At 35.4% G+C, this 20491-nt stretch carries 18 protein-coding genes; 10 read left to right on the plus strand and 8 right to left on the minus strand.

The window, feature by feature from the left end:
- Positions 1 to 207 precede the first annotated feature (207 nt).
- A complete protein-coding gene (locus GQR60_RS06120) occupies positions 208 to 534 on the plus strand; it encodes a hypothetical protein (RefSeq protein WP_101309332.1) in 327 nt (108 codons plus the stop codon).
- Between the two features lie 113 nt (positions 535 to 647).
- Here the strand turns inward: GQR60_RS06120 and trhA are convergent, their stop codons facing one another.
- Complete coding sequence (gene trhA, locus GQR60_RS06125; protein ID WP_124992092.1) at positions 648 to 1331, minus strand: PAQR family membrane homeostasis protein TrhA; 684 nt, start codon at positions 1329 to 1331, stop codon at positions 648 to 650.
- 360 nt (positions 1332 to 1691) lie between these two features.
- Between trhA and GQR60_RS06130 the strand changes: the two genes are divergently transcribed.
- From GQR60_RS06130 to GQR60_RS06145, 4 genes are all read left to right on the plus strand, one after another.
- Positions 1692 to 2579, plus strand: a complete 888-nt coding sequence (locus GQR60_RS06130) for a hypothetical protein (RefSeq protein WP_124992093.1) — start codon at positions 1692 to 1694, stop codon at positions 2577 to 2579.
- Positions 2580 to 2699: 120 nt separating this feature from the next.
- On the plus strand, positions 2700 to 3455 hold the full coding sequence (locus GQR60_RS06135; RefSeq protein ID WP_124992094.1) for a DUF4197 domain-containing protein: 756 nt from the start codon (positions 2700 to 2702) through the stop codon (positions 3453 to 3455).
- A 354-nt stretch (positions 3456 to 3809) separates the two neighbouring features.
- The gene (locus GQR60_RS06140; RefSeq protein WP_101260022.1) at positions 3810 to 4001 is read left to right on the plus strand and encodes a cold-shock protein; all 192 of its coding nucleotides are present in this window, start codon (positions 3810 to 3812) and stop codon (positions 3999 to 4001) included.
- A gap of 466 nt (positions 4002 to 4467) precedes the next feature.
- Complete coding sequence (locus tag GQR60_RS06145; protein WP_101260024.1) at positions 4468 to 4659, plus strand: cold-shock protein; 192 nt, start codon at positions 4468 to 4470, stop codon at positions 4657 to 4659.
- Between the two features lie 85 nt (positions 4660 to 4744).
- Here GQR60_RS06145 and GQR60_RS06150 read toward each other — a convergent pair whose 3' ends face one another.
- Positions 4745 to 5200, minus strand: a complete 456-nt coding sequence (locus GQR60_RS06150; protein ID WP_124992095.1) for a cold-shock protein — start codon at positions 5198 to 5200, stop codon at positions 4745 to 4747.
- Between the two features lie 289 nt (positions 5201 to 5489).
- Between GQR60_RS06150 and GQR60_RS06155 the strand changes: the two genes are divergently transcribed.
- Entirely contained in the window at positions 5490 to 6041 is a 552-nt protein-coding gene (locus tag GQR60_RS06155) for a GNAT family N-acetyltransferase (protein ID WP_124992096.1), read from the plus strand.
- A gap of 14 nt (positions 6042 to 6055) precedes the next feature.
- Here the strand turns inward: GQR60_RS06155 and GQR60_RS06160 are convergent, their stop codons facing one another.
- Positions 6056 to 6454, minus strand: coding sequence for a GNAT family N-acetyltransferase (locus GQR60_RS06160; RefSeq protein ID WP_124992097.1), 399 nt, complete (start codon positions 6452 to 6454; stop codon positions 6056 to 6058).
- 132 nt (positions 6455 to 6586) lie between these two features.
- The gene (locus tag GQR60_RS06165; protein ID WP_124992098.1) at positions 6587 to 7756 is read right to left on the minus strand and encodes an ATP-grasp domain-containing protein; all 1170 of its coding nucleotides are present in this window, start codon (positions 7754 to 7756) and stop codon (positions 6587 to 6589) included.
- A 199-nt stretch (positions 7757 to 7955) separates the two neighbouring features.
- Here GQR60_RS06165 and GQR60_RS06170 point away from each other — a divergent pair, with 199 nt between their 5' ends.
- Genes GQR60_RS06170 through GQR60_RS06180 form a run of 3 tightly spaced genes read left to right on the plus strand, consistent with a single transcriptional unit; the run spans position 7956 to position 10214 of the window.
- A complete protein-coding gene (locus GQR60_RS06170; protein WP_124992099.1) occupies positions 7956 to 8918 on the plus strand; it encodes an NAD(P)-dependent oxidoreductase in 963 nt (320 codons plus the stop codon).
- A gap of 51 nt (positions 8919 to 8969) precedes the next feature.
- Positions 8970 to 9737, plus strand: a complete 768-nt coding sequence (locus tag GQR60_RS06175) for a type III pantothenate kinase (RefSeq protein ID WP_124992100.1) — start codon at positions 8970 to 8972, stop codon at positions 9735 to 9737.
- Between the two features lie 18 nt (positions 9738 to 9755).
- Positions 9756 to 10214: a CYTH domain-containing protein gene (locus tag GQR60_RS06180; RefSeq protein WP_124992101.1), complete on the plus strand. Its 459-nt coding sequence runs from the start codon at positions 9756 to 9758 to the stop codon at positions 10212 to 10214.
- On the opposite strand, the gene GQR60_RS06185 is transcribed toward GQR60_RS06180, so the two are convergent.
- Positions 10185 to 13295, minus strand: coding sequence for a glycoside hydrolase family 3 N-terminal domain-containing protein (locus GQR60_RS06185; RefSeq protein WP_124992102.1), 3111 nt, complete (start codon positions 13293 to 13295; stop codon positions 10185 to 10187). The two genes, GQR60_RS06180 and GQR60_RS06185, sit on opposite strands and share 30 nt — an antisense overlap.
- Positions 13296 to 13768: 473 nt before the next feature.
- Between GQR60_RS06185 and GQR60_RS06190 the strand changes: the two genes are divergently transcribed.
- Positions 13769 to 14311, plus strand: a complete 543-nt coding sequence (locus GQR60_RS06190) for a hypothetical protein (RefSeq protein ID WP_124992103.1) — start codon at positions 13769 to 13771, stop codon at positions 14309 to 14311.
- A gap of 114 nt (positions 14312 to 14425) precedes the next feature.
- On the opposite strand, the gene GQR60_RS06195 is transcribed toward GQR60_RS06190, so the two are convergent.
- The 3 genes from GQR60_RS06195 to GQR60_RS06205 are packed head-to-tail and all read right to left on the minus strand — an operon-like array spanning position 14426 to position 20460.
- Positions 14426 to 15586 carry a cysteine desulfurase family protein gene (locus GQR60_RS06195; RefSeq protein ID WP_124992104.1) on the minus strand — a complete coding sequence of 387 codons (1161 nt, stop codon included), beginning with the start codon at positions 15584 to 15586 and terminating at the stop codon, positions 14426 to 14428.
- Positions 15587 to 15597: 11 nt separating this feature from the next.
- Positions 15598 to 17544 (minus strand): OmpA family protein, encoded by a 1947-nt coding sequence (locus tag GQR60_RS06200; protein ID WP_124992105.1) that lies wholly within the window; start codon positions 17542 to 17544, stop codon positions 15598 to 15600.
- A 45-nt stretch (positions 17545 to 17589) separates the two neighbouring features.
- Positions 17590 to 20460 carry a PD-(D/E)XK nuclease family protein gene (locus GQR60_RS06205; RefSeq protein WP_124992106.1) on the minus strand — a complete coding sequence of 957 codons (2871 nt, stop codon included), beginning with the start codon at positions 20458 to 20460 and terminating at the stop codon, positions 17590 to 17592.
- Positions 20461 to 20491: the final 31 nt, after the last annotated feature.

The following is a 20491-nucleotide window of genomic DNA, read 5'->3' on the forward strand; positions in this document are numbered from 1 at the left end:
ACATCAGAACGTAAAGCTTCCTTCGGGGAGCTTTTTTTTTTTGATCTAAATAAAGAATTCTATCCTTAATGATTTTTTATTTTTTCGGGACTTCAAAATTGCGTATTTTTAATTGTGCATTAGAATCAGCAGATTATCAGACTATAAAAGAAAAACCATAAATATTTAAATAGAGAAAAAAAGAAGCAACCCCTAATCTCCAAACCTATGACTACAATTGATTTAAAATTAACTCTTCAATTAAAAGAGAATGAATTTTTTAAGGTAGGCGAACACATTTTTACAAAAAATGAAAATCTTAAACCGCTTGAAGATCAATTACATTTTTGTGGTTCATGTGCTATCGAAGTATTCAAAGAGTACGAAAGTTTTCTAACCATGGAAATCATGGATCGTTGGTCAAAATTGACTAAGGCCCTAAATCAATCAACCTCTTGTTGTGCTGTTTGGGATGATCGAAAAATTATAAAAGAATTGGTTGACAACAATGAGCATTCTGTTTCCTGGTATGTTAAGAACTGCAGAATTTGTTAGCAACAGAAATAAAATTATCCTGAGGCTGTCTCAAGCACAAACCATTTTTTGATTCAAAAAATAGAAACATCTGTATATCAAAGATGCCCCTTCTTATTTTGAGTCAGCCTCTGCTATATAATGCAATAATACACTGCAATAAAGTGAGAAATACTACCTGCAAACACAAATAAATGCCATATAAAATGATTGAACGGCAACTTTCTCCACATGTAAAAAACCACACCCAACATATAAAAGATGCCACCTGCAATTATCCACTGCAAACACAAAGCAGGCAGAGATGAACTAAATGCAGAGAAATTAAAAAACAGAATCCAGCCCATAAATATGTATAACATGAGAGAGATCCAGCGGTATCTGCCCAGCAAAAATATTTTATAAAATATTCCAACAACTACCAATCCCCACAAAATCATCAAATAAAGTCTGCCAACCTGATTATTCAAATAAATAACCAGAAAAGGCGTATAAGTTCCTGCTATCATAAAGAAAATGCTGATATGATCGAACTTTCGAAACAATTTACGATTTGGACTTCCTACCATATAATGGTAAACAGTTGATGAAGCATAGAGCAAATTAAATGCGGCCACAAAGAGTAAGCATGCTGTAAATCCGTAAATATTCTGCGTTTCGTAGGCTATACTTAACAACCACAAGCCTGCCGGAATACCAAAAATCAATCCCAGCCCATGAGAAAGCCAGTTGGCAAACTCATGAATTGCTTCCTTATCGGATGAAAATCTTTTCTTCTCCTCTTTAGTCCAACTCGCCAGCAATAAAATCCATTTCATCTGTTTATAATTTTTTGATTAAGGTCAGATATAACTCCCAAATTACACTCATTCTCCTGTATGCAACACTTTTTACATGGTCTTTTTCATATCATTCAGTTTAAATATCCGCTTCCTACTTCCTTTTGGAAAGAAAATCAAATTTCAGGAAAAGATTCGACGCCGCAAAATTAATAATACCACAATTTACAATCATTTAAAATAGAATAAAAAGTGCTGTATTGATTGAAGCTTCGGATCGCAAATGCCTTTAGTCCAAAAAATTCAGACAGAAAACAATTCCTATAATATAGTCTATCTATTTTCATATTTATATATTAGGAGTTCTAAACATCTTAATAACTACAAACTAATATTACTATGAAGAAAATAGTCCTAATTCTGATTTGCTTTGCCTGGATCCAGATTAGCATTGCACAAGAAAATAAAATGTCTCCGTTCTTTAAAGCCGGAACAACACAAACGGATATCAGTTTACTGATTTCAAGCATAAAACAAAATCTTGAAACAAATCAATTTTCAATAATAGGAGAATACCAGCCTGAAGCCAGCCAAGAACTCTACGTAATTTGTTTCACGCGAAATGATCTAAGGGAATTGTGTCTAAAATCAGCAGACAGAGGTACTTTGGCCAGTGTGCTTAAAATAGGTTTGGTTAAAAAAGGAGAAAGCACTATAGTAAGTATGCTTAACCCAGACTATGTTTTTTGCGCCTATTTAAGTAACTACGAAACGGACAAACCTTTACTTTCAAAGATTACTTCTGATGTGAAAAAATCCTTATCAGCAATAGGTGATGAATTCGCTCCATTTGGCGGAGAAGTAAAAGAAAGTTCACTAAAAAAGTATCATTACAAAATGATGATGCCATATTTCAGTGATCCTGTTGATTTAAGTGAGTTCGAATCATTCGAAGCAGGACTAACAACTATCCGTAAAAATTTAAAAGCAAAAAAAGGAAATGCCAATTTAATTTACGAACAAGTATTTGAAGACAAAAACATAGCCGTGTTTGGAATTGGTTTATTAGATCCTGAAGATGGGGAAAATCAATTCCTTCCAATAATTGGAGAAGATCATATTGCTGCCATGCCATATGAAATTATCCTGCAAGGAAAAGAGGCAAGTATGCTGCATGGTAAATATCGTTTTGCCTTGTATTGGCCGGAACTAACTATGGGAACATTTATGAGAATAATGAGCACCCCTGGGGATGTGGAAGATTTTATGAAAGCAATAACTGAGTAAATACAACTATAAATTGTAAAGCCTGCATAATTTTCTGCAGGCTTTTATTATTGAATTTCCTATCATTTTTTGATACCTTGTTGCGTTTAAAAACAAACAGCTTCATTAAAGCAACAATTTATGAATAAGACGATCTCAATCCTATTAATTTATTTCCTAATTGCTTCTTGCGCTGAGCTGCAGCCTTTCATGGATCAGTATGCACTCTCACAACCAAAACCTTTATCCAGCACTGAAGTAAGTTCCGGATTAAAAGAGGCATTAAAAATTGGCAGTAAGAATGCGTCAAGCCTGCTATCCAAGAAGGATGGTTTCTACAAAGACGAGTTAATTAAAATATTGCTGCCTCCGGAGGCACAAAGCATTACAAAGAACATCAATCTGATACCAGGAGGTGCAGAATTAGTAGATAAAGTAGTTCTTAGACTTAACCGTGCTGCTGAAGATGCGGTTTCTGAAGCAACACCAATATTTGTTTCTGCTATTACAGAAATGACAATTGCAGATGCATTCGGTATTCTTAAAGGAGGGAATAATGCGGCAACCATATATCTTCAAAACAAAACTCAAAATAAACTACAGGAGCTGTTTATGCCCAAAGTAAAGGCGTCCTTAGATAAAAAACTGGTTGCAAATTTATCTACGAATGAATCGTGGAGTTTATTAACCAAAAATTACAATGCGGTGGCCGGAAGCTTTGCCGGAAAGTTAGCCAGTTTAGAGCCAATAAATACCAAGCTTGATGCATATGTGACCGAAAAAGCGCTTAGTGCTTTATTTCTTAAAGTTGCAGATGAAGAAAAACTAATCAGAAAAGACCCTTTAAAGAGGGTTAATGATCTCTTAAAAAGAGTATTTGGTGAACTGGATAAATAATAATACAGATTTCTCGTATCTAAACACAACTAATTTAACAAACATCTTTTTTCAAACAAACACATATATGGCTAATAATCAGACACATTATACAAGTATATGATTATTTAAAAGATATATTCGTTAATTATAGGCCACAAACTAAAACTATTTTGCCTGAAGTTAGGATAGAATAAAAGTTTTATATAAATTTGCAGTGTTTAAAAGTACTAAGGGAGATTTATCTCCACCAATAATTTCAATATCATTCATTACTATTTGTTTCTTTTTGAATAAAAATAATAGGTTTGTTACTGTTAATTACTAAATTAGAGTCTTTAAACGTTTAATTTATTATTTTTAAAAAACATTACAATGGAAGGAACAGTAAAATTCTTTAACGAATCTAAAGGTTTTGGATTCATTAAACCAGACGATTCAAGTGAAGACATCTTTGTACATTCAACAGGTCTTATTGACGAAATTCGTGAAAACGATAAAGTTGAGTACGATTCAGAACGTGGAAAAAAAGGTATGAATGCCGTTAACGTAAGAGTTATCGACTAATTCGTATTACTTTTATACAAAATAGAAAACCATCCAACAGGATGGTTTTTTTTGTGTCTGTAAATCGGTAAATACGTCTAAATAGCTCTTCTTTATAAATATCAGCTTTGCATTTCTATGCTATAGAATTAACTCAGCAAGAATAAATACCATCTCTTCTCCATATCAACTCACTCCTTCTCCCGAATAATCTACATAAACCAAACTGTGAAAATCCAACCAAACTAAATCCATAATCACCTCACAACAAGTATCATTACAGAACTCAAAACTTTGCCGGTTATTTTTGGATTGAAAAATTGTTTTTTTTATATTTGTTTTGTTCGAAAGTCTTATTAAATAATAATTTCAATATCATTTATTACTATTCATTCCATTTAGGAATAAAAATAATAGAACTGTTACTGGCAATTAAATAAGAATACAGACTTTAAACAAACATCTTATTATTTTAAAAAACATTACAATGGAAGGAACAGTAAAATTCTTTAACGAATCTAAAGGTTTTGGATTCATTAAACCAGCAGATTCAAGTGAAGACATCTTCGTACACTCATCGGGTCTTATCGACGAAATTCGTGAAAACGATAAAGTTGAGTACGATATGGAAAAAGGAAGAAAAGGTATGAACGCAGTAAATGTAAGAGTAATCGACTAGTTCATATTACTTTCATACAAAATAAAAAACCACCCTTTTGGGGTGGTTTTTTATTTCTTAAAATTGTAACAACCGAAAAGGCTGTTTATTTTTTAACTAAAGTAACATTTACAGCATTCATCCCTTTAGGACCACGCTCAGTTTCAAAGTTAACTTTATCATTTTCACTTACTGAATCTACAAGACCATTGATATGCACAAAAATACTCTCCTTGGTTTCTAAATCCTTAATAAATCCATATCCTTTACTAGTATTGAAAAAAGATACAATACCCTCTCTTAAAGGTTGTTCAAAATTACCGTCATCACTATTTCGTGCACCAAGAACAATGTCTTCTTCGTTAATCTCTTTCTTCTTTTTGGTTGGATCTGGTGGCGTATCACTCAAATTGCCAAACTCATCTGTATAGGCAAGCATTTCTTCGAAAGTACGACCTGGACTGGATTTACGTTCTTCTTTACGCGCTTCTTTTTCTTTTCTTTTCTGGAGTTTTTGCTTCTCTTTCTCTTTTTTGTTGTAAGTTTCTTTTGGTCTTGCCATAGCTTTTTTAAGATTCGAAATTCATTATAATCCTTCAAAAAATAAACACGATAATTAATACTACTATCTGATCATTTCTTAAAGGTTCTGCAATGTACGGAATTATTCTCAACAAATTGCTAATTATTTATCCTTAAGGGTATAATATGCACCTGAATATGACAAATTTAAGCTGTAATTCCAATCATCTATTTTATATAAAAAAACAAATTTATAAGATTTAAACTCATATTTGTAAAATCCACCCAGAAAAAATATCTTTCCTGTATTCGAAACAAATAGATTTATTATGGAATTACACTCTAAAAGATTATGCCTACAAACAATCCAAAATAAACATGCTAAAGAAGTATTTGATTATCGTTCAGATGCTAAGACCAATCAGTACCAAGGCTGGATCCCAAAAAACATTGATGATGTTTATGATTTCATCAACAATAAAGTTTCCAAAAGCATCGACCAGATTGACACATGGCATCAATTCGTAATTATCTGCAGAGAAGATCAGAAAGTGATTGGTGATATTGGAATTCACTTTTTAGATGAAAACAAAAAACAGGTCGAATTGGGTTGTACCCTGGCAAAATCTTATCATGGAAAAGGCTTTGCTAACGAAGCTTTATCAGAAGTAATTAAATTTCTTTTTACTGATTTAAACAAACATCGTATTACTGCTTCGGTCGATCCGGCAAATATAAAATCGATAGCTATGCTTGAACGTTTAGACTTTCGAAAAGAAGCTCATTTTATAAAAAGCATCTTTGTAGATGGAGAATGGATTGATGATGTAATTTATGCAATTCTTAAAGACGAGTGGATCAATAAAATCCAAAATGATTAATTTCTCCACTTTTTCTAAGCTCCTATCTCTTTATAGAACACCCAATTTTCGTATTGATTTTCACCCATTTCGAAAAAGCACTTGCCGGCCACCAAATAATTCCGGCGATGATAAAAATCAAGAGCATTTTGGTTTTTGTAATAAGCAGTGAGCCATAAACCTGAACCATTATTTTTTCTCACCTCATTTTCAGCATGCAGCAAAAGTTTATAACCAACTCCCTGTCCATGAAAATGTCTTGACACGTATAATACGGATAGTTCTGGATCTGTAATATCTTTTACAGGACAAGAAGTATCGTAATCCAGTTGAGAACACGCAATTAAGCACGAATCCTTCTCGACCAAAAATTGGATTTCGAAGTATAGTTTCCGTTTTTTCTTTGGTAATTTCAGAAGCCAAATATTCCGCATATTCGTTATTTACTCCTCCCGCAGCATAGGTATCAAGCCAAACTTGAATTTTAAACATCGCAATACAAAGAGCATCTGAAGTTTCGGCTCTACGAATAATAAAATCGGTAATCATATCGATGCAATGATATTTTAATGAGACTCTTCAATGACAAGATCACATAAATCAGAAACTAATATCTCTTCAATTTCACGGAACTTATCTTTTGGAGTTTTGGTAAACAGCATCCCAAAAATAGAGTACATTTTATAATCAATTTTACGTAATTCCAGTGGATTACAAAATTGCGTCAATAATTTTTCATAATCAAAATGTGTAATTTTACCAGATGGTATTTTAGTCGAATTGTCCAAAATAATCAAAGAATAAATCTCATCATCCATTTCTTTTAAGATCTGATTCCAATCGGGTTTAATATTGCTTAAAAAACAATGATACGGATTCAATTTCGTGGCCAAATAAGTTAAATCTGCCGTAGTACACCAGCCACCAAACCTCATTGGATTCACTTCAATAGGGACTAATTTACCCGCTTCATCCACACGAACTTCGATGTGAACAGGAAAATTTTTCAATTCAACCTGCTCTCCGAGATCCTGCACAAACTGCTTAAATTGTGGAAGGTATGCCCTAATCAATTCCTTTGAAGTGTAATAAACCCGATCACTGACATCCTTTTCGGAAGCAAAAAGGTGCTTTAATACTCCCAACACAACCGCTTCGCCATTCTCATCAAAATAAGCATCAAAAGCAAACTCTTCTCCAGCAATTACTTCCTCAATTAAAAAGGAAGATGCGTTTACTACCTCAATAGGAAATAAAGCCTGAGCATTTGTAAATTCCTTGCGAATTAATTGCTTCACTCGTGACCAATCATTCTCATCTACAACCTTATGAACTCCAAGACTTAAAAAACCTACTGCCGGCTTAATTATAAACGGCATTGGTAATTCGTCCAATTGAATTTTATCCAAATCTTTAAGGAGCACTTCCTTATAATAGAAATCAGGATACATTCCCTGAATCAATTTTCGGAACTCAATTTTATTTTTAAACACATTAATGTATTCAGGTAGTTTGGTGAAACTTAAATGGTTCAGTACCCAATTGATAGAATTCTCGGAATTAGTATAAATTCGACTATTTGTATTATCACGAAAATGTTGAACAATCTGCTCTGAACTAATCAATGCAAGCTCCCCCTTTTCGGTAACATTACCCGTATCCATAGTTGGAAAATTATATTTTTCAATTGTCTCTTTAAGAAACTTGGAAACGTAAGGTTTGTCTAATAAAATCATGCAATAGTAATGTTAAGTATCAAATCTTGCACAAAGCTACAAAATATGTTTATAGTAATCTATTAATATAAAAGAATGGAGGAAACTCAACAAATCAAATAAGCAATTAAAAAGTTTGCTAAATTCCAAAGCTTTTAATAATGCTCATTTTTATTAAATCCCTACCTTTTAGGCTATAAAAATTAATACTGTTAATTCTGTGAAAAATAAAATACTTATCACCTATTCTATTCCAAAAGAGGGACTTACCGAATTGGAAACTCATTTTGATTTGATTTACCCCGAAAAGGAATTCTTCACAAAAGAAGAATTAATTGAACTGATTCCGCACTGTATTGGTTTGCTGTCTATTTTTAACCGAGAAGTCTCTGCAGATATAATAAAAGCTGGAAAAAATCTGAAAATTATCAGCAATTACGGAGTTGGTTTTAATAATATCGATATGAATGCTGCAAATGAGCAAGAAATTATTGTATGCAATACTCCTGAAGCTGTTTGCGAACCAACTGCCGAATTGTGTATGGGACTTTTATTATCGCTGAGCAGACAAATTTCGTTGTGCAATTATGGATTAAAAACAAATCCCGAATTTGAATGGGGAGTAATGAAAAATTTAGGAAGCACACTGCGAGGAAAGACCTTAGGAATTGTAGGCATGGGCAATATTGGTAAATCGGTTGCCGAAAAGGCAATGGTTTTTGGTATGAATATCGCTTATCACAATAGAAAACCCATTTCTGAGATTAAATGGAAGGATGCAGTTTATATGCATTTGCCGGATCTGCTTGAAAAATCGGATGTAATTTCCCTGCACTGCCCCTTAACCCCTGAAACGCATCATTTATTAAATGAAAAGGAGTTCCTGAAAATGAAAAAAACGGCCTTTTTAATTAATACATCCCGGGGTGCAGTTATTAATGAAGCTGACTTGGCCATAGCTTTGGAACAAGGTGAAATTGCCGGTGCCGCACTGGATGTTTTTGAGAACGAACCCATTATTCATCCAAAATTATTAACGCAGAAAACAGCTCTTGTAGTACCACATATTGGCACTGCAACAATCGAAACCAGAATTGAAATGAGCCGGGAAGCCTGTCAGAATATTATTGAGTACTTAAAAAATGGAATTACAAAAAACAGGGTTAATCAGGCTTTTTTTTAAAGCTTTTGCCGATCTTTATCTTTAGTTTAAGCAATAAATACAAGCCAACATATGCTTTTAGCCATCGACATAGGAAATTCAAATGTGGTCTGCGGTTTATCCAGCAATAATCATTGGGCCGAACAATTTAGAATTCATACAGTTGCCAACAAAACATCTGATGAATACGAAGTCATTTACAGAACTTTACTTGCGAGTCGGAATATCGATTTGAAAGAGATTAACCGGGTAGTTCTGAGCAGTGTAGTTCCCTCGCTGATACTTCCTATCCGTGAGATGATTCGAAAACTGTTCAACCAAGAGCCTTTAGTTCTCGGTCCGGAATTGTATCCGCGCTTGGATATTGGAATAAGCAATCCTTATGAAATAGGAACAGATTTGGTTGCCAATGCCGTTGCTGCTCACAACAAATATTCGGGCAATTGCATTGTTGTTGATTTTGGTACTGCTCTTACTTTTACTGTGATAAAAGCAGATGGAAATTTGCTGGGAGTGACGATTGCTCCCGGGCTTAAAACTGCCATGGCATCGCTTTCTCAAAAAACAGCTCAATTACCAAATGTCGATTTGGTTGTTCCTCCCTCCTGCATTGGAAAAAATACGGTTCATGCAATGCAGGCTGGTATTGTAATCGGTTACAAAGGTCTTGTTGAATCACTTCTGACTGAAATGAAAAAGGAAATGGAAGGAAAAACTACTGTAATTGCCACTGGTGGATTGGCCACTGTGATGCTTCCTATTCTTAACAGTTTCGATCATCATGAACCAATGTTAACCCTCGACGGACTTAAAATCGTTGGAAATAAATTTTACAAATAAGACAAACCTCAGCAATATATGCCTCTAGAAATAGAAAGAAAATTCCTCATAAAATCAAATTTACTGGATCTTCCTCAAGAGGGAAAGAAACTTATTCAAGGATACATTTGGAGTGATCCGGATAAAAGTTTACGAATTAGAATTGCGGGAGATCAATCTTTTTTAACCATTAAAACCGGAAATAATCCGCTGAGCAGGTCTGAATTTGAATACGAAATTCCGATGAAAGATGCTCAGAATCTTTTAGTTCTTTGTGATTCGAAGATTGAAAAAACACGATTCGTGATTCCTCAAAATAATTTATTCTGGGAAATAGACGTATTTGAAGGCGACAACAAGGGTTTAATTGTAGCCGAAATTGAGCTTAGCTCTGAAAATGAAAACTTTGAACTGCCACAATGGATTGATCGGGAAGTCACAAATGAAAGTAAATTTTTAAATGTGGAACTAATAAAACATCCCTTTTCCAAATGGTGAAAAAGGAAGGCTTATGAATTCAGGATCAACTTTTTCCTCTCTAATTATTGATTTATATATTTGTTCCTGAATTTTAGTTCGTACATCCATTTCTATCAATTTGGTATTCGACTCATCAGGACAAATTCGGTTCGACAGAAAAATATACAGCAAATCATATTTGGGATCAATCCAAATCATAGTGCCGGTAAAACCAGTGTGTCCATAACTTAATTCGGAAGCCTCACTGCATGTTGGACCACCTTTTTCTTCGGGATCGTAAAAAGGTTTATCAAAGCCAATTCCTCTTCTGTTTTCTGAATTTGGGTAGGCACGTCCAGTAAATCGATTCATCGTTTCAGCACTTATGTAGGTTTCACCGCCATAAGTTCCTTCCTGAAGATACATCTGAGCTAATTTTGCCAGATCGCCAGCATTACCAAACATTCCTGCATGTCCCGAAACGCCGCCAAGCATTGCTGCAGTTGGATCGTGCACATAAGCTTTAAGCCATTGTTTTCGAAAAAACTTATCATCCTGTGTTGGTACAATCCGATCGGCACTAAAGCGTTTCAAAGGATGATACCCCAGACTGGAGGCTCCCAACATGTCGTACAAATGTCTTTTCACATAGCCATCCAAACTTTCGCCGGAAATATCCTTAATCATCTCTCCCATCATTATAAAACCAAGATCGCTGTATTTATAACCATTTGATTCTCTAAATTCGGTTGCCAATATCTGATTGATTATCGTATCGTGATAACCTTTATGTATAAAAAGGTTATCCGCAATTTGAACCGGGTATTCTTCAGAGCTTTGATTGGAAAAAATCCCCTCTCTAAATTTATAATTTCGATCCAGATACAATTTATCAGCCACTTTTAAACTATAACGTTTCGAATAGTTCCGACTGAATAAATCTCCATCGAAGCTCGCCGAATCAACAGCCTCCCATTGAAATGGTTTATAACTCAACAATCTCGCTTCATGAGCTAAAATTTTCTTTAAAATAAGAGTATCCTTATTGGTGCCTTTGGCTTTTGAAAAATACTCACCCAATGTATGATCCACATTAATCCACCCTTCGTCACTTAACTGCATTATTGCCGGAAGTGCAGCTGTAATCTTTGTAAGTGATGCTAAATCGTAAATATCAGGATTACGAACTTCTACTTTTCCTTTGTAGGTATAATGACCGTATGATTTATGAAATACAACCTTTCCTTTTCTAGCTACCAGGATTTGACAGCCTGGGGTTGCTTTTTTTTTAATGGCATCATTTACTATCGAATCAATAACATTCAATTTAAGTGTATTTAATTCAACTTGTTCGGGCAAAGAAAATCCCAGACGGTTGTGTTTGGTTTCAAAACCAGTACCAACCGGAAAATGTCCATTAACCGTAACCGGTAAGTGCCCTTGAGAAGCCAACCCTCCAAAAATTATTTGAGCAGAAGCCATCTGAGTTTCAATATTATCCTCATACGAAACCAAAATCCCTTTTAGCCGATCAGTCCCTTCATATAAATCCAATCCATAAGGGTTTGCAAACAGATCAAAAATCACCTTCTTGTTTTTTGAAAGCTCAGAAAGAAACTCAATAGTCTGACTCGTAATTCCAAAATTCTTTGATGCCCGCATATCATTGTCGTGCTTACTTACAATCACCAAATTGTATTTATCAAGTTTTTTCAATAATTGATAATAACTTTCAATCGAAGCACTTTTCCCGATCTGAAAAAAATCTATATCTGCATACCTGCCAAGATATTCCTGAAATCTGTTTCGGATAGGGACACCCATAGCAACAGAAGCAATTTTCAGGGTATCTAATCTTTTTAACGGCAACAACTGCTCATCATTTTTCACCAATGTAATTGCCTTCTCGGTCAACTTTCGTCTTAAAATAAATCCTTGCTGTGTATTTAATCCAGACCACAGTCTATTCTGATCAATTGGCTTGTACTCATTCAAATTGAGCCAATACTTTGCTTTCAAAATTTTCAAACACTTCTCGTTGATATCATCCCAGAAAAGCTCACCGCTTTTTAGCGCCAATTTAATTTCTTTAATTGCTATTGCAACGTCTTCAGTAAAAAGAAGAACATCATTGCCCGCAACCAAAGCTTTAGCATCAACCACACCCTTCGGATAAAATTTACGAACGCCTTCCATATTTAAAGCATCCGTAAATACCAAACCTTTAAAACCCATTTCCCCTTTCAGCAATTGAGAAACGATCGGGCGGGAAAGTGTCGCTACTTTTTGCAAAGGATCAAGCGCCGGTACATTTAAATGAGAAACCATAATCCCCCCCAAACCATTATTTATTAAACGACGGAAAGGAAATAGTTCAATAGAATCAAGTCTTTCAATAGGATGATCTACCAAAGGAAGATCAAAATGCGAATCGGTTTCGGTATCTCCGTGACCCGGAAAATGTTTGCCTACAGCAATAATTCCTGATTTCTGCATTCCTGAAGCAAAAGCGTACGATTTGTTGGTTACATTGTAACGATCCTCGCCAAAGGAACGGCTGTTAATTACCGGATTTCGAGGATTATTATTCACATCCATTACGGGTGAGAAATTCACATGAACACCAAGCCTGTTACACTCTTTCCCAATCTGTTTCCCCAACTGAAAAATCAATTCATTATCCTGAATTGCACCCAGCATAATTTGCCTTGGGTAACTTATCGTTTGTTTTAATCTGGATCCGAGTCCAATCTCTGCATCCATTCCAATCCAAAGAGGAACCTTTGCCAAAGCTTGATACCTATTTGTCAACTCGGCTTGCTTACCCGGTTCTCCTTGAAAAAATATAATTCCTCCGATTTGATATTTACTCACTAAGCCGGCAATCCTCTCAGATTCTTCATCTCCTTTATTCGAATATGCTGCAAGCATAAACAATTGAGCAATTCTCTCGTCATCACTTAAAGTCGACAGAATGGAATCTGCCCAGATATTGGGTTGAGACAATCCATAAACTAACCTATCATCTTCTAAATCAATATTTTGTGCAGACACAAAAAAATGACTTACAAGAAAAATAAGAATAATAAACAATCTGTTCAGAGAATATATATGTGTCATGAAAATCTTTCTTTGGCTATAAAAACAGTGAAGTGCAACAAAATTATAAATACCCTGTCAATTAACAGAATGATTCATCACTTAAAATGAAGAATTAATAAATTATTTAGGAGAGAATACTTATGGTGATATAAAAAAGGGGCAAAGCCCCTCTTTTAATTACTAACAACTAAAACCATACTTAAAACTTAAAAAGAGCTGAAACTTATCAAGTCAAATATGAAAATTGAAGGAATTTAAACCTTCACTACACAAGTAAAAATATTGCAATAGGTATGATAAAACAAGTGTCAAATGTGCCATTTTCTTCACATTGAACATAACAATAGGCTCTTATTTATCTGATTACCCGCAAAAAAGGGCTTACAACTTAATTGTAAGGAAAACTATTCTTTTTGAAAAATCGATAAAAAGGATTAAATTAAAAATTGAGATGATGCCAAATCATATGTTCAATTCTTAAGCTACCCATTATGAAAAAAATCTTCATTGTTCTACTGTCCTTTACTTTTAGCTCATTCATAGTTGCCCAACAGACAAAGAACATCGACTTATTTTTAGATGATGACGGAAATATTAGTTTGGAAACAAAATATCTGCAAACAGCAATAACAGATCAGCAAATTCGAGAATGGATTTCCTCATTTCCTGATCAAGTAAATGGTAAGATTGAATATATTAATTCAAATTCAGGCGAATTTCGATACAAAGGCCACGTTCCTATTTCTTTAAGCGAAAGACCTTCCGTTTTCCAGATTGAAATGCATTTCACACTTTCAATCCACAGTGCGAAAGACCAATTAATTGTTACCATTGGTGATATTTATTATCAATCCTATCCGGAATATGGGAAACAAGGAACTCCAGCCATAATTTCCTATCCTAAAGATTGGTACTCCAAAGCAAAATTGCGCAAAAAAACAGGCAATCTGCCTTGGCTAAACAGTTTGGTTAAAGAAAACACCATTTCCAAAGCTGAAGAATTGCTGGCAGGTGGAAATGAGTTTTTCATCTGATTATAATTTATTTTTTAGTTGCTGTATGGTCCCGAAAACTTTCGGGATTACCATGAACCAATAAGCTTGTTCTTGTGTATCAAAATATATTTGTCATTGGTCGTTTCAAATACTTTACATCAACTTACTTTTCTTTTGATTGGCATCTCTGCGTAAACTTTTAATCACCTCAATTATTTCATTTGAAGCTAAATCGATTTCAGTTTTAGTGGTATATCTACCTACAGAAAAACGAATTGTGCCCATTGCATATTCCAAAGGAACTTTCATAGCATCCAGGGTTGCAGAAACACTTACACAATCAGTGTGACATGCGGCACCCGCTGATGCCGCCACATGTTTCAACCGACTTAAAATCTCGTTTACCGGAATTTTCTTAAAGGAGACACTTAAGGTATTTGGCAAACAAAAATCATTATTCCCATTAAACTGAACATCTGAAAGTTTAGATAAGTTCCTGCGTAAAATCCGAATCAAATTCATTTCATGCCTCATTCGTTTGTCTTCCTCCTCCATGGCCAATTCGGCAGCTTTTCCCAAACCAACAATTTCCAATACATTTTCGGTTCCCGCCCGTAAATTCCTTTCATGATCTGCACCATGAATCAATTTCTGCAATTTAATTCCCTCGCGAATGTACAAGGCTCCAATTCCTTTCGGCCCATAAAATTTATGACCTGCAAGAGTCAGTAAATCAACACCCAGTTCCTGAACATTAACAGGTACTTTACCCACAGCCTGAGCACAATCAGTATGGACAATAATATTATTCTGCTGCGCTAATTTCGAAATTTCAGAAATTGGCTGTAAAGTTCCCACCTCGTTATTCGCATACATGATCGAAATTAAAATAGTATCTGGTCGAATGGCCTTTTTCACATCAGACAATTGTACTCGTCCTGTTTCATCAACAGGCAGATAGGTAACCTCGAAGCCCTCTGTTTCCAAAAATTTACAAACCTCTGTAACCGCAGGATGCTCGATAGAAGAAGTGATAATATGTTTGCCTTTATCCTGATTTGCAAAAGCATAGCCCTTTAATGCATAATTATTTGATTCAGATCCGCCACTGGTAAATATCAATTCTTCAGCATCACAATTCAGCAATGAAGCTACCTGATTTCTTGCCTTATCCACAGCCTCTTTGCATTGCCGTCCATAAAAATGTGAGCTTGACGGATTGCCAAAAAAACCTTTTAAGTAAGGAATCATCGCATCAGCAACTTCCGGTGCGATAGGTGTAGTCGCATTGTAATCAAGATATATCGGTTTCATTTTATTGGTTATTATTGATTTTCAACAACTTTGAATTCTGTTCTTCGATTTAAACTTCTTCCCTCTTCGGTTTCATTGGCTGCAATAGGATGTGAAGCACCATATCCTTTAAAGCTTAGCCGTTTTGCTTCTATTCCTTTTGAAATTAAATAATCGCAAACCGCCTTTGCCCGGTTATTGGAAAGATTCAGATTGTAATCTTCAGTTCCGGTATTATCGGTATGACCGGCAATTTCAATTTTTAATTTAGGATAAGCTGCCAACAGATCATACAAGCGGGTCAATTCAATTTCAGATTTCGACAAAATATCCCAGGAGTCGACATCAAAAAATACATTCCTAAGTACGATTTCTTTTCCTTTTTCAATTTTATCTAAAAGGATATCTAATTGTTGGGGATTCGATTTCTTCTGATCATCCAACATCTCGAAATGTTTGGAATAAAAAAGATAGTCACCGGCCTCAGCCGAAAAAAGATATTCTCTATCCGAAGGCAAACAAACCAAATAGCTGCCATCCGTCCGATCTGATTTTATCTGAATAATTGTATCATTGCTCATCAAATCAATTAATAAAAGCGAAGCTAGCACGGGACTTTTAGATTTAGCATCCAACACATTGCCTTTTAACCACGACACAGACTGTGGCTGCAAATCTACAGGCATCTCAAAACTAAAAATATCTTTTCCTTTGCCTTTTAGGCGATCCGAAGAAAAATAAGCTTTATCACCTTTCGCATTGATAATCAATCCTATTTCATCGTTAAATGTATTAATTGGGGAACCCAAATTTTCAGGATCACTCCATTTCCCATCTTTATCGCGTTCTGTCTTAAACAAATCATATCCACCCATTCCGGTTAAACCATCTGAAGAAAATACCAGATACCGGTTTCCGGCATGAATAAATGGTGACATTTCATTGTCTGCTGTATTAACAGCAAGATTAGTTGGCTGCGTCCAGCGTTGTTTTCCATCTTCCAAAGTTTCAATTAATCTGGAATGCCAAATGTCCATTTTCCCTTTTCCTGATTTTCGGTTGCTCACAAAATACAGTTCCCGTCCGTCAGCAGATATACTTGGCTGAGCTTCCCAAGCTTTCGAATTAATTGGTTTGCCAACATTTATTGGTGCCGACCAAACATCTCCTTCCCGAACTGAATAGTAAATATCGCAGCGGCCATATCCGTTAGTACGATTGCAAGCCGTAAAATACATGTATTTGCCATCTGCCGTAATGCTTTGTGCTCCTTCGTTCTTTTCCGTATTGATAACTAAGGATAATGGTTCAGACGGCATCCACAAACTATCTTCTTGGTGAGATACATAAAAATCCTCTTGTCTTTTGATTTTCACTTCAGTTCCTTCTTTCTTCTCTGTCAGCAATCTGGTGAACACAAGCAATTCCTCATCGGCAGTAAGGCTGGGCCAATACTCATCAAATTCGGAATTCACATTATCACCAAGGTTTACCGGTTTAAAATCGACAGGATTTGCCATCGACTTGATCGCAAACCGGCAACTTTCCAGTCTTTTTTCTGCCAACCTTCTATTTCTGTCGGAACTATTTGAAAGGGATAGAAACTCTTCATATTTCGTTAATGCCTTTTGATATTCTCCTATTTTCAGGTAAGCATTCCCGAGATTAAAATGCACATTCGGAAAAAAATTGGCATCAATATTTATCGCCCCCAAATAAGCTTCAATTTCAGATTCAGTCTTGCCCGTTTCGTGCAAAACATCAGCTTTAAAAAGCCATGCTTCAATAAAATCAGGGCTTTGCTCAATTGCGACATCTAAATATTTCAGAGCTTTGGAATTATCCATCTGCCGATAAGCCTCTGAAGCCAACTCATAATTTTTGATGGCTCTCTTCGACTTGATACTGTATTTTTTTTGTGCATTGGAAGTAAATCCAAACAACAAACAACACAAGAATAAGATAACTGATCGATACATTTTATTGATATTATTCAATTTCTAAGGTGCAAAATGAGCCACAACTTACCGATGGCAAATTTCGGCATACACACAAGTTCGGCAAATATCTTTATTTTCTACCTGATAAAAAGGAATATCCTGATTAAAAATCTCTTCCAGTAATTCTTGCAGGCCTTCAACAAATTCAGCTTTAAACATTCTGTAATCATCAACACGAACGGCATTTCCGCGCCCCTCTTTTTGAGCTAAGGTGCAATCAAACCCATCGTTAAAAAACTCTTTCAGACTGTATATTCCTGGGGAAATTGCTGCACCTGGATTGTAATTTTCATCGTAAAACAAGCAATAAAGCAAAGTTTGAAATGCCGCTTTATTTTTATTCTTCCCTTCTTTTTCGAAAAGAGAAGCGATATCCTTAAAAATCAGATCGGCCTTGCCTGTTTTGTAATCTAAAATACGAATGGTATCATTCAATTTGTCTACTCTGTCAATCAACCCGCTAATGTTTACCTTTCGATCGGCTTTCTCTCCTATTGGCATTTGAATTTTATATTTCCCCTCCAAAGAAACAATTTCAAAGGGTGCAAATTTCTGATCCAAAATCAATATCCGATCAATAAACTTCTTCAGGATATCGAAAACAAGAAGATTTCTTCCACCAATTTCCATTGGTTGCTCCTTTTTCAGCTGAAAGTAGATGTTTCGAAAAGCATCCTTTAAAACCTGATCCAGTAAAACTTTGTTTTTCCGCAAGCCCTCCAAATCTTCTTTCCGAATTGTATTGCCACTAAAAGGCTTGTACAATTCTTCCAAAACCGAGTGAAATAAATTCCCGAAAGTTGGCGGATCGATCTCTTCCAAAACCACATCGGGTTCTTTTAAACCAGCTAAATATTTAAAATAAAAGCTCAGGCTGCAATTCATATAAGTATTTAAGGCCGACGGCGAAAAACTCTTTATCCCATCACCGCAATACCCGCTTAGGTAGGTTTGAATTCGCTCGTTTTTAGCCACGCTAATCGGCTTGGTTTCCTGCAAAGAAATATTGTAGGACGGACTGTTCTCAACAATCTCAAAATCTGATTCGTATTTCAGCTGATACAAAAAACGACTCATTTCACCAGTGCGAATCCCGTCACTTTGAGTGCTGTACAACAATTTAAGATCTTCAACACGCTGAATCAACCGGTAAAAATAGTAAGCGAAAATCGCATCCTGATGATCGATTGTCGGCATTCCAAAGCCTTTACGCAAATGATAGGGAACAAAAGAATTTGCAGCTCCTGTTTTAGGCAATTTCCCTTCGTTCATCGAAAGCACGACAATCTTTTTGAAATCGAGCAATCGTGTTTCCAAAATTCCCATTACCTGCAAACCTGCCAAAGGTTCTCCTTCGAATGGAATACTCAAACTCTGAATCATTTTATCCAGAATCTTATAAAAAGTATCCTGCTTTAGTTCAATTTTGTGCTGATTCAGTAAAGAATTGAGACGCTTTATGGCCAAAAACAAATGATAGATGTATTCCTGTTCAATTTTATCAACCAAGGTTTTTTCCTCATCAGTAGTTTCTAGTTTCTGATAAATTCCCTGAAGCAATTCAAGCAGATATATTGAAAATTGCTCTACACTACTCACCGGAGAAAAAAGCTTTTCCAAAACGGGATCACCCTTAATTAAACGTTGTGGAACTTCAATTCTATTGGTTGTTAGAATATCCTGTGTTATAGAATGTGCCAATTCAGGATTCACAGAATTCAAATATTGGTGATTTAGAAGAGACAATACCTGTTTGTGGTGAAACGACACCTCTCCATTGGATTTTTTCACACTTTTCTGCAGATCGATCACCAAACGCAGCAAACTTGCCACAGGCGTATTTTTGGCTGGATATCCCATGGTTACATTCACATTCTTTGCAATTTTAGGAATGGAATGCAATACCGGAAGAAGCAACTCCTCATCGGCCAAAACAATAGCCGTTTCCTCTAAGGCATCCTCCGAATTCCTGCAGAATTCTTCAACCACTGCGTGGGCATACTTCGCCTGTCCCACTTCCGAGGAAAGTGAAACAAATTCAACTTTGGTTTGATTATTCTTGATATTATCGAACCTGATATTCGTTTTTGGCGACGGAAACCGTTTGATATTTTCGCGTAAAAACAAACCCGCCTCATGAAAAGGATTCTGAAGATAGGATTCATCGTAATCCCAATAAAAATCGGCTTTATCCTGCTTCTTCAATTCATCAAACAAATTCTGTTCGCAACGGTTTAATGCATTAAAACCTATAAAAATGACCCGATCTTCTTTGATTTCAATCTTCCCCGATTCCAACTCATCAACCAATTTTCGGGAAGCCATTCCTTCGTATGCCAATCCTTCAGATTGTAATACATCCCGAAAATCAGAATAAATAGGATACAGATTTTCCCATAGTTTCACAAACTCCTTTTGATGCTCCGAATATTTCTCGGGACGGAATGTACTCCAAAATGATTGTATAGCAGCAATCTGTTCTTCCGTTAAGTAATCGAACAGATTATCAATCTCTTTTTCCTCCGCTAAATTCTGAAACAAATGCTTTGCATTCACCCGGTACTTGTCCAAATCGTCGAAATCGCCCAAAAGCATTTCTCCCCAATGGTAAAACTCATCGAAACTTTCCGACACATCCATTTTTTGAATGTAGATTTTATACAAACGGAAAAGCAAACCCAGATTATCCTCGGTCTGCAACTGAGAATGAGTTTTAAAAAAATCATTAATGGTTAAAATTCTGGGTGCCCAAACAGGTTTTTCAATCAATTCATTTAAATATTTTGAAAAGAATAAACCTGCACGGCGATTTGGAAACACCAACATGCAATTGGATAAATTACTGCCGTATTTTTCGTACAGTTCGCTGGTTAATTCGCGTAAGAATGAATTCATTGTTTAAGTATGATTTGAAATATGAGATGAA

The organism is Labilibaculum euxinicum (genome assembly GCF_009795715.1).
In the GTDB taxonomy this organism is placed as follows: Bacteria; Bacteroidota; Bacteroidia; order Bacteroidales; family Marinifilaceae; genus Labilibaculum; species Labilibaculum euxinus.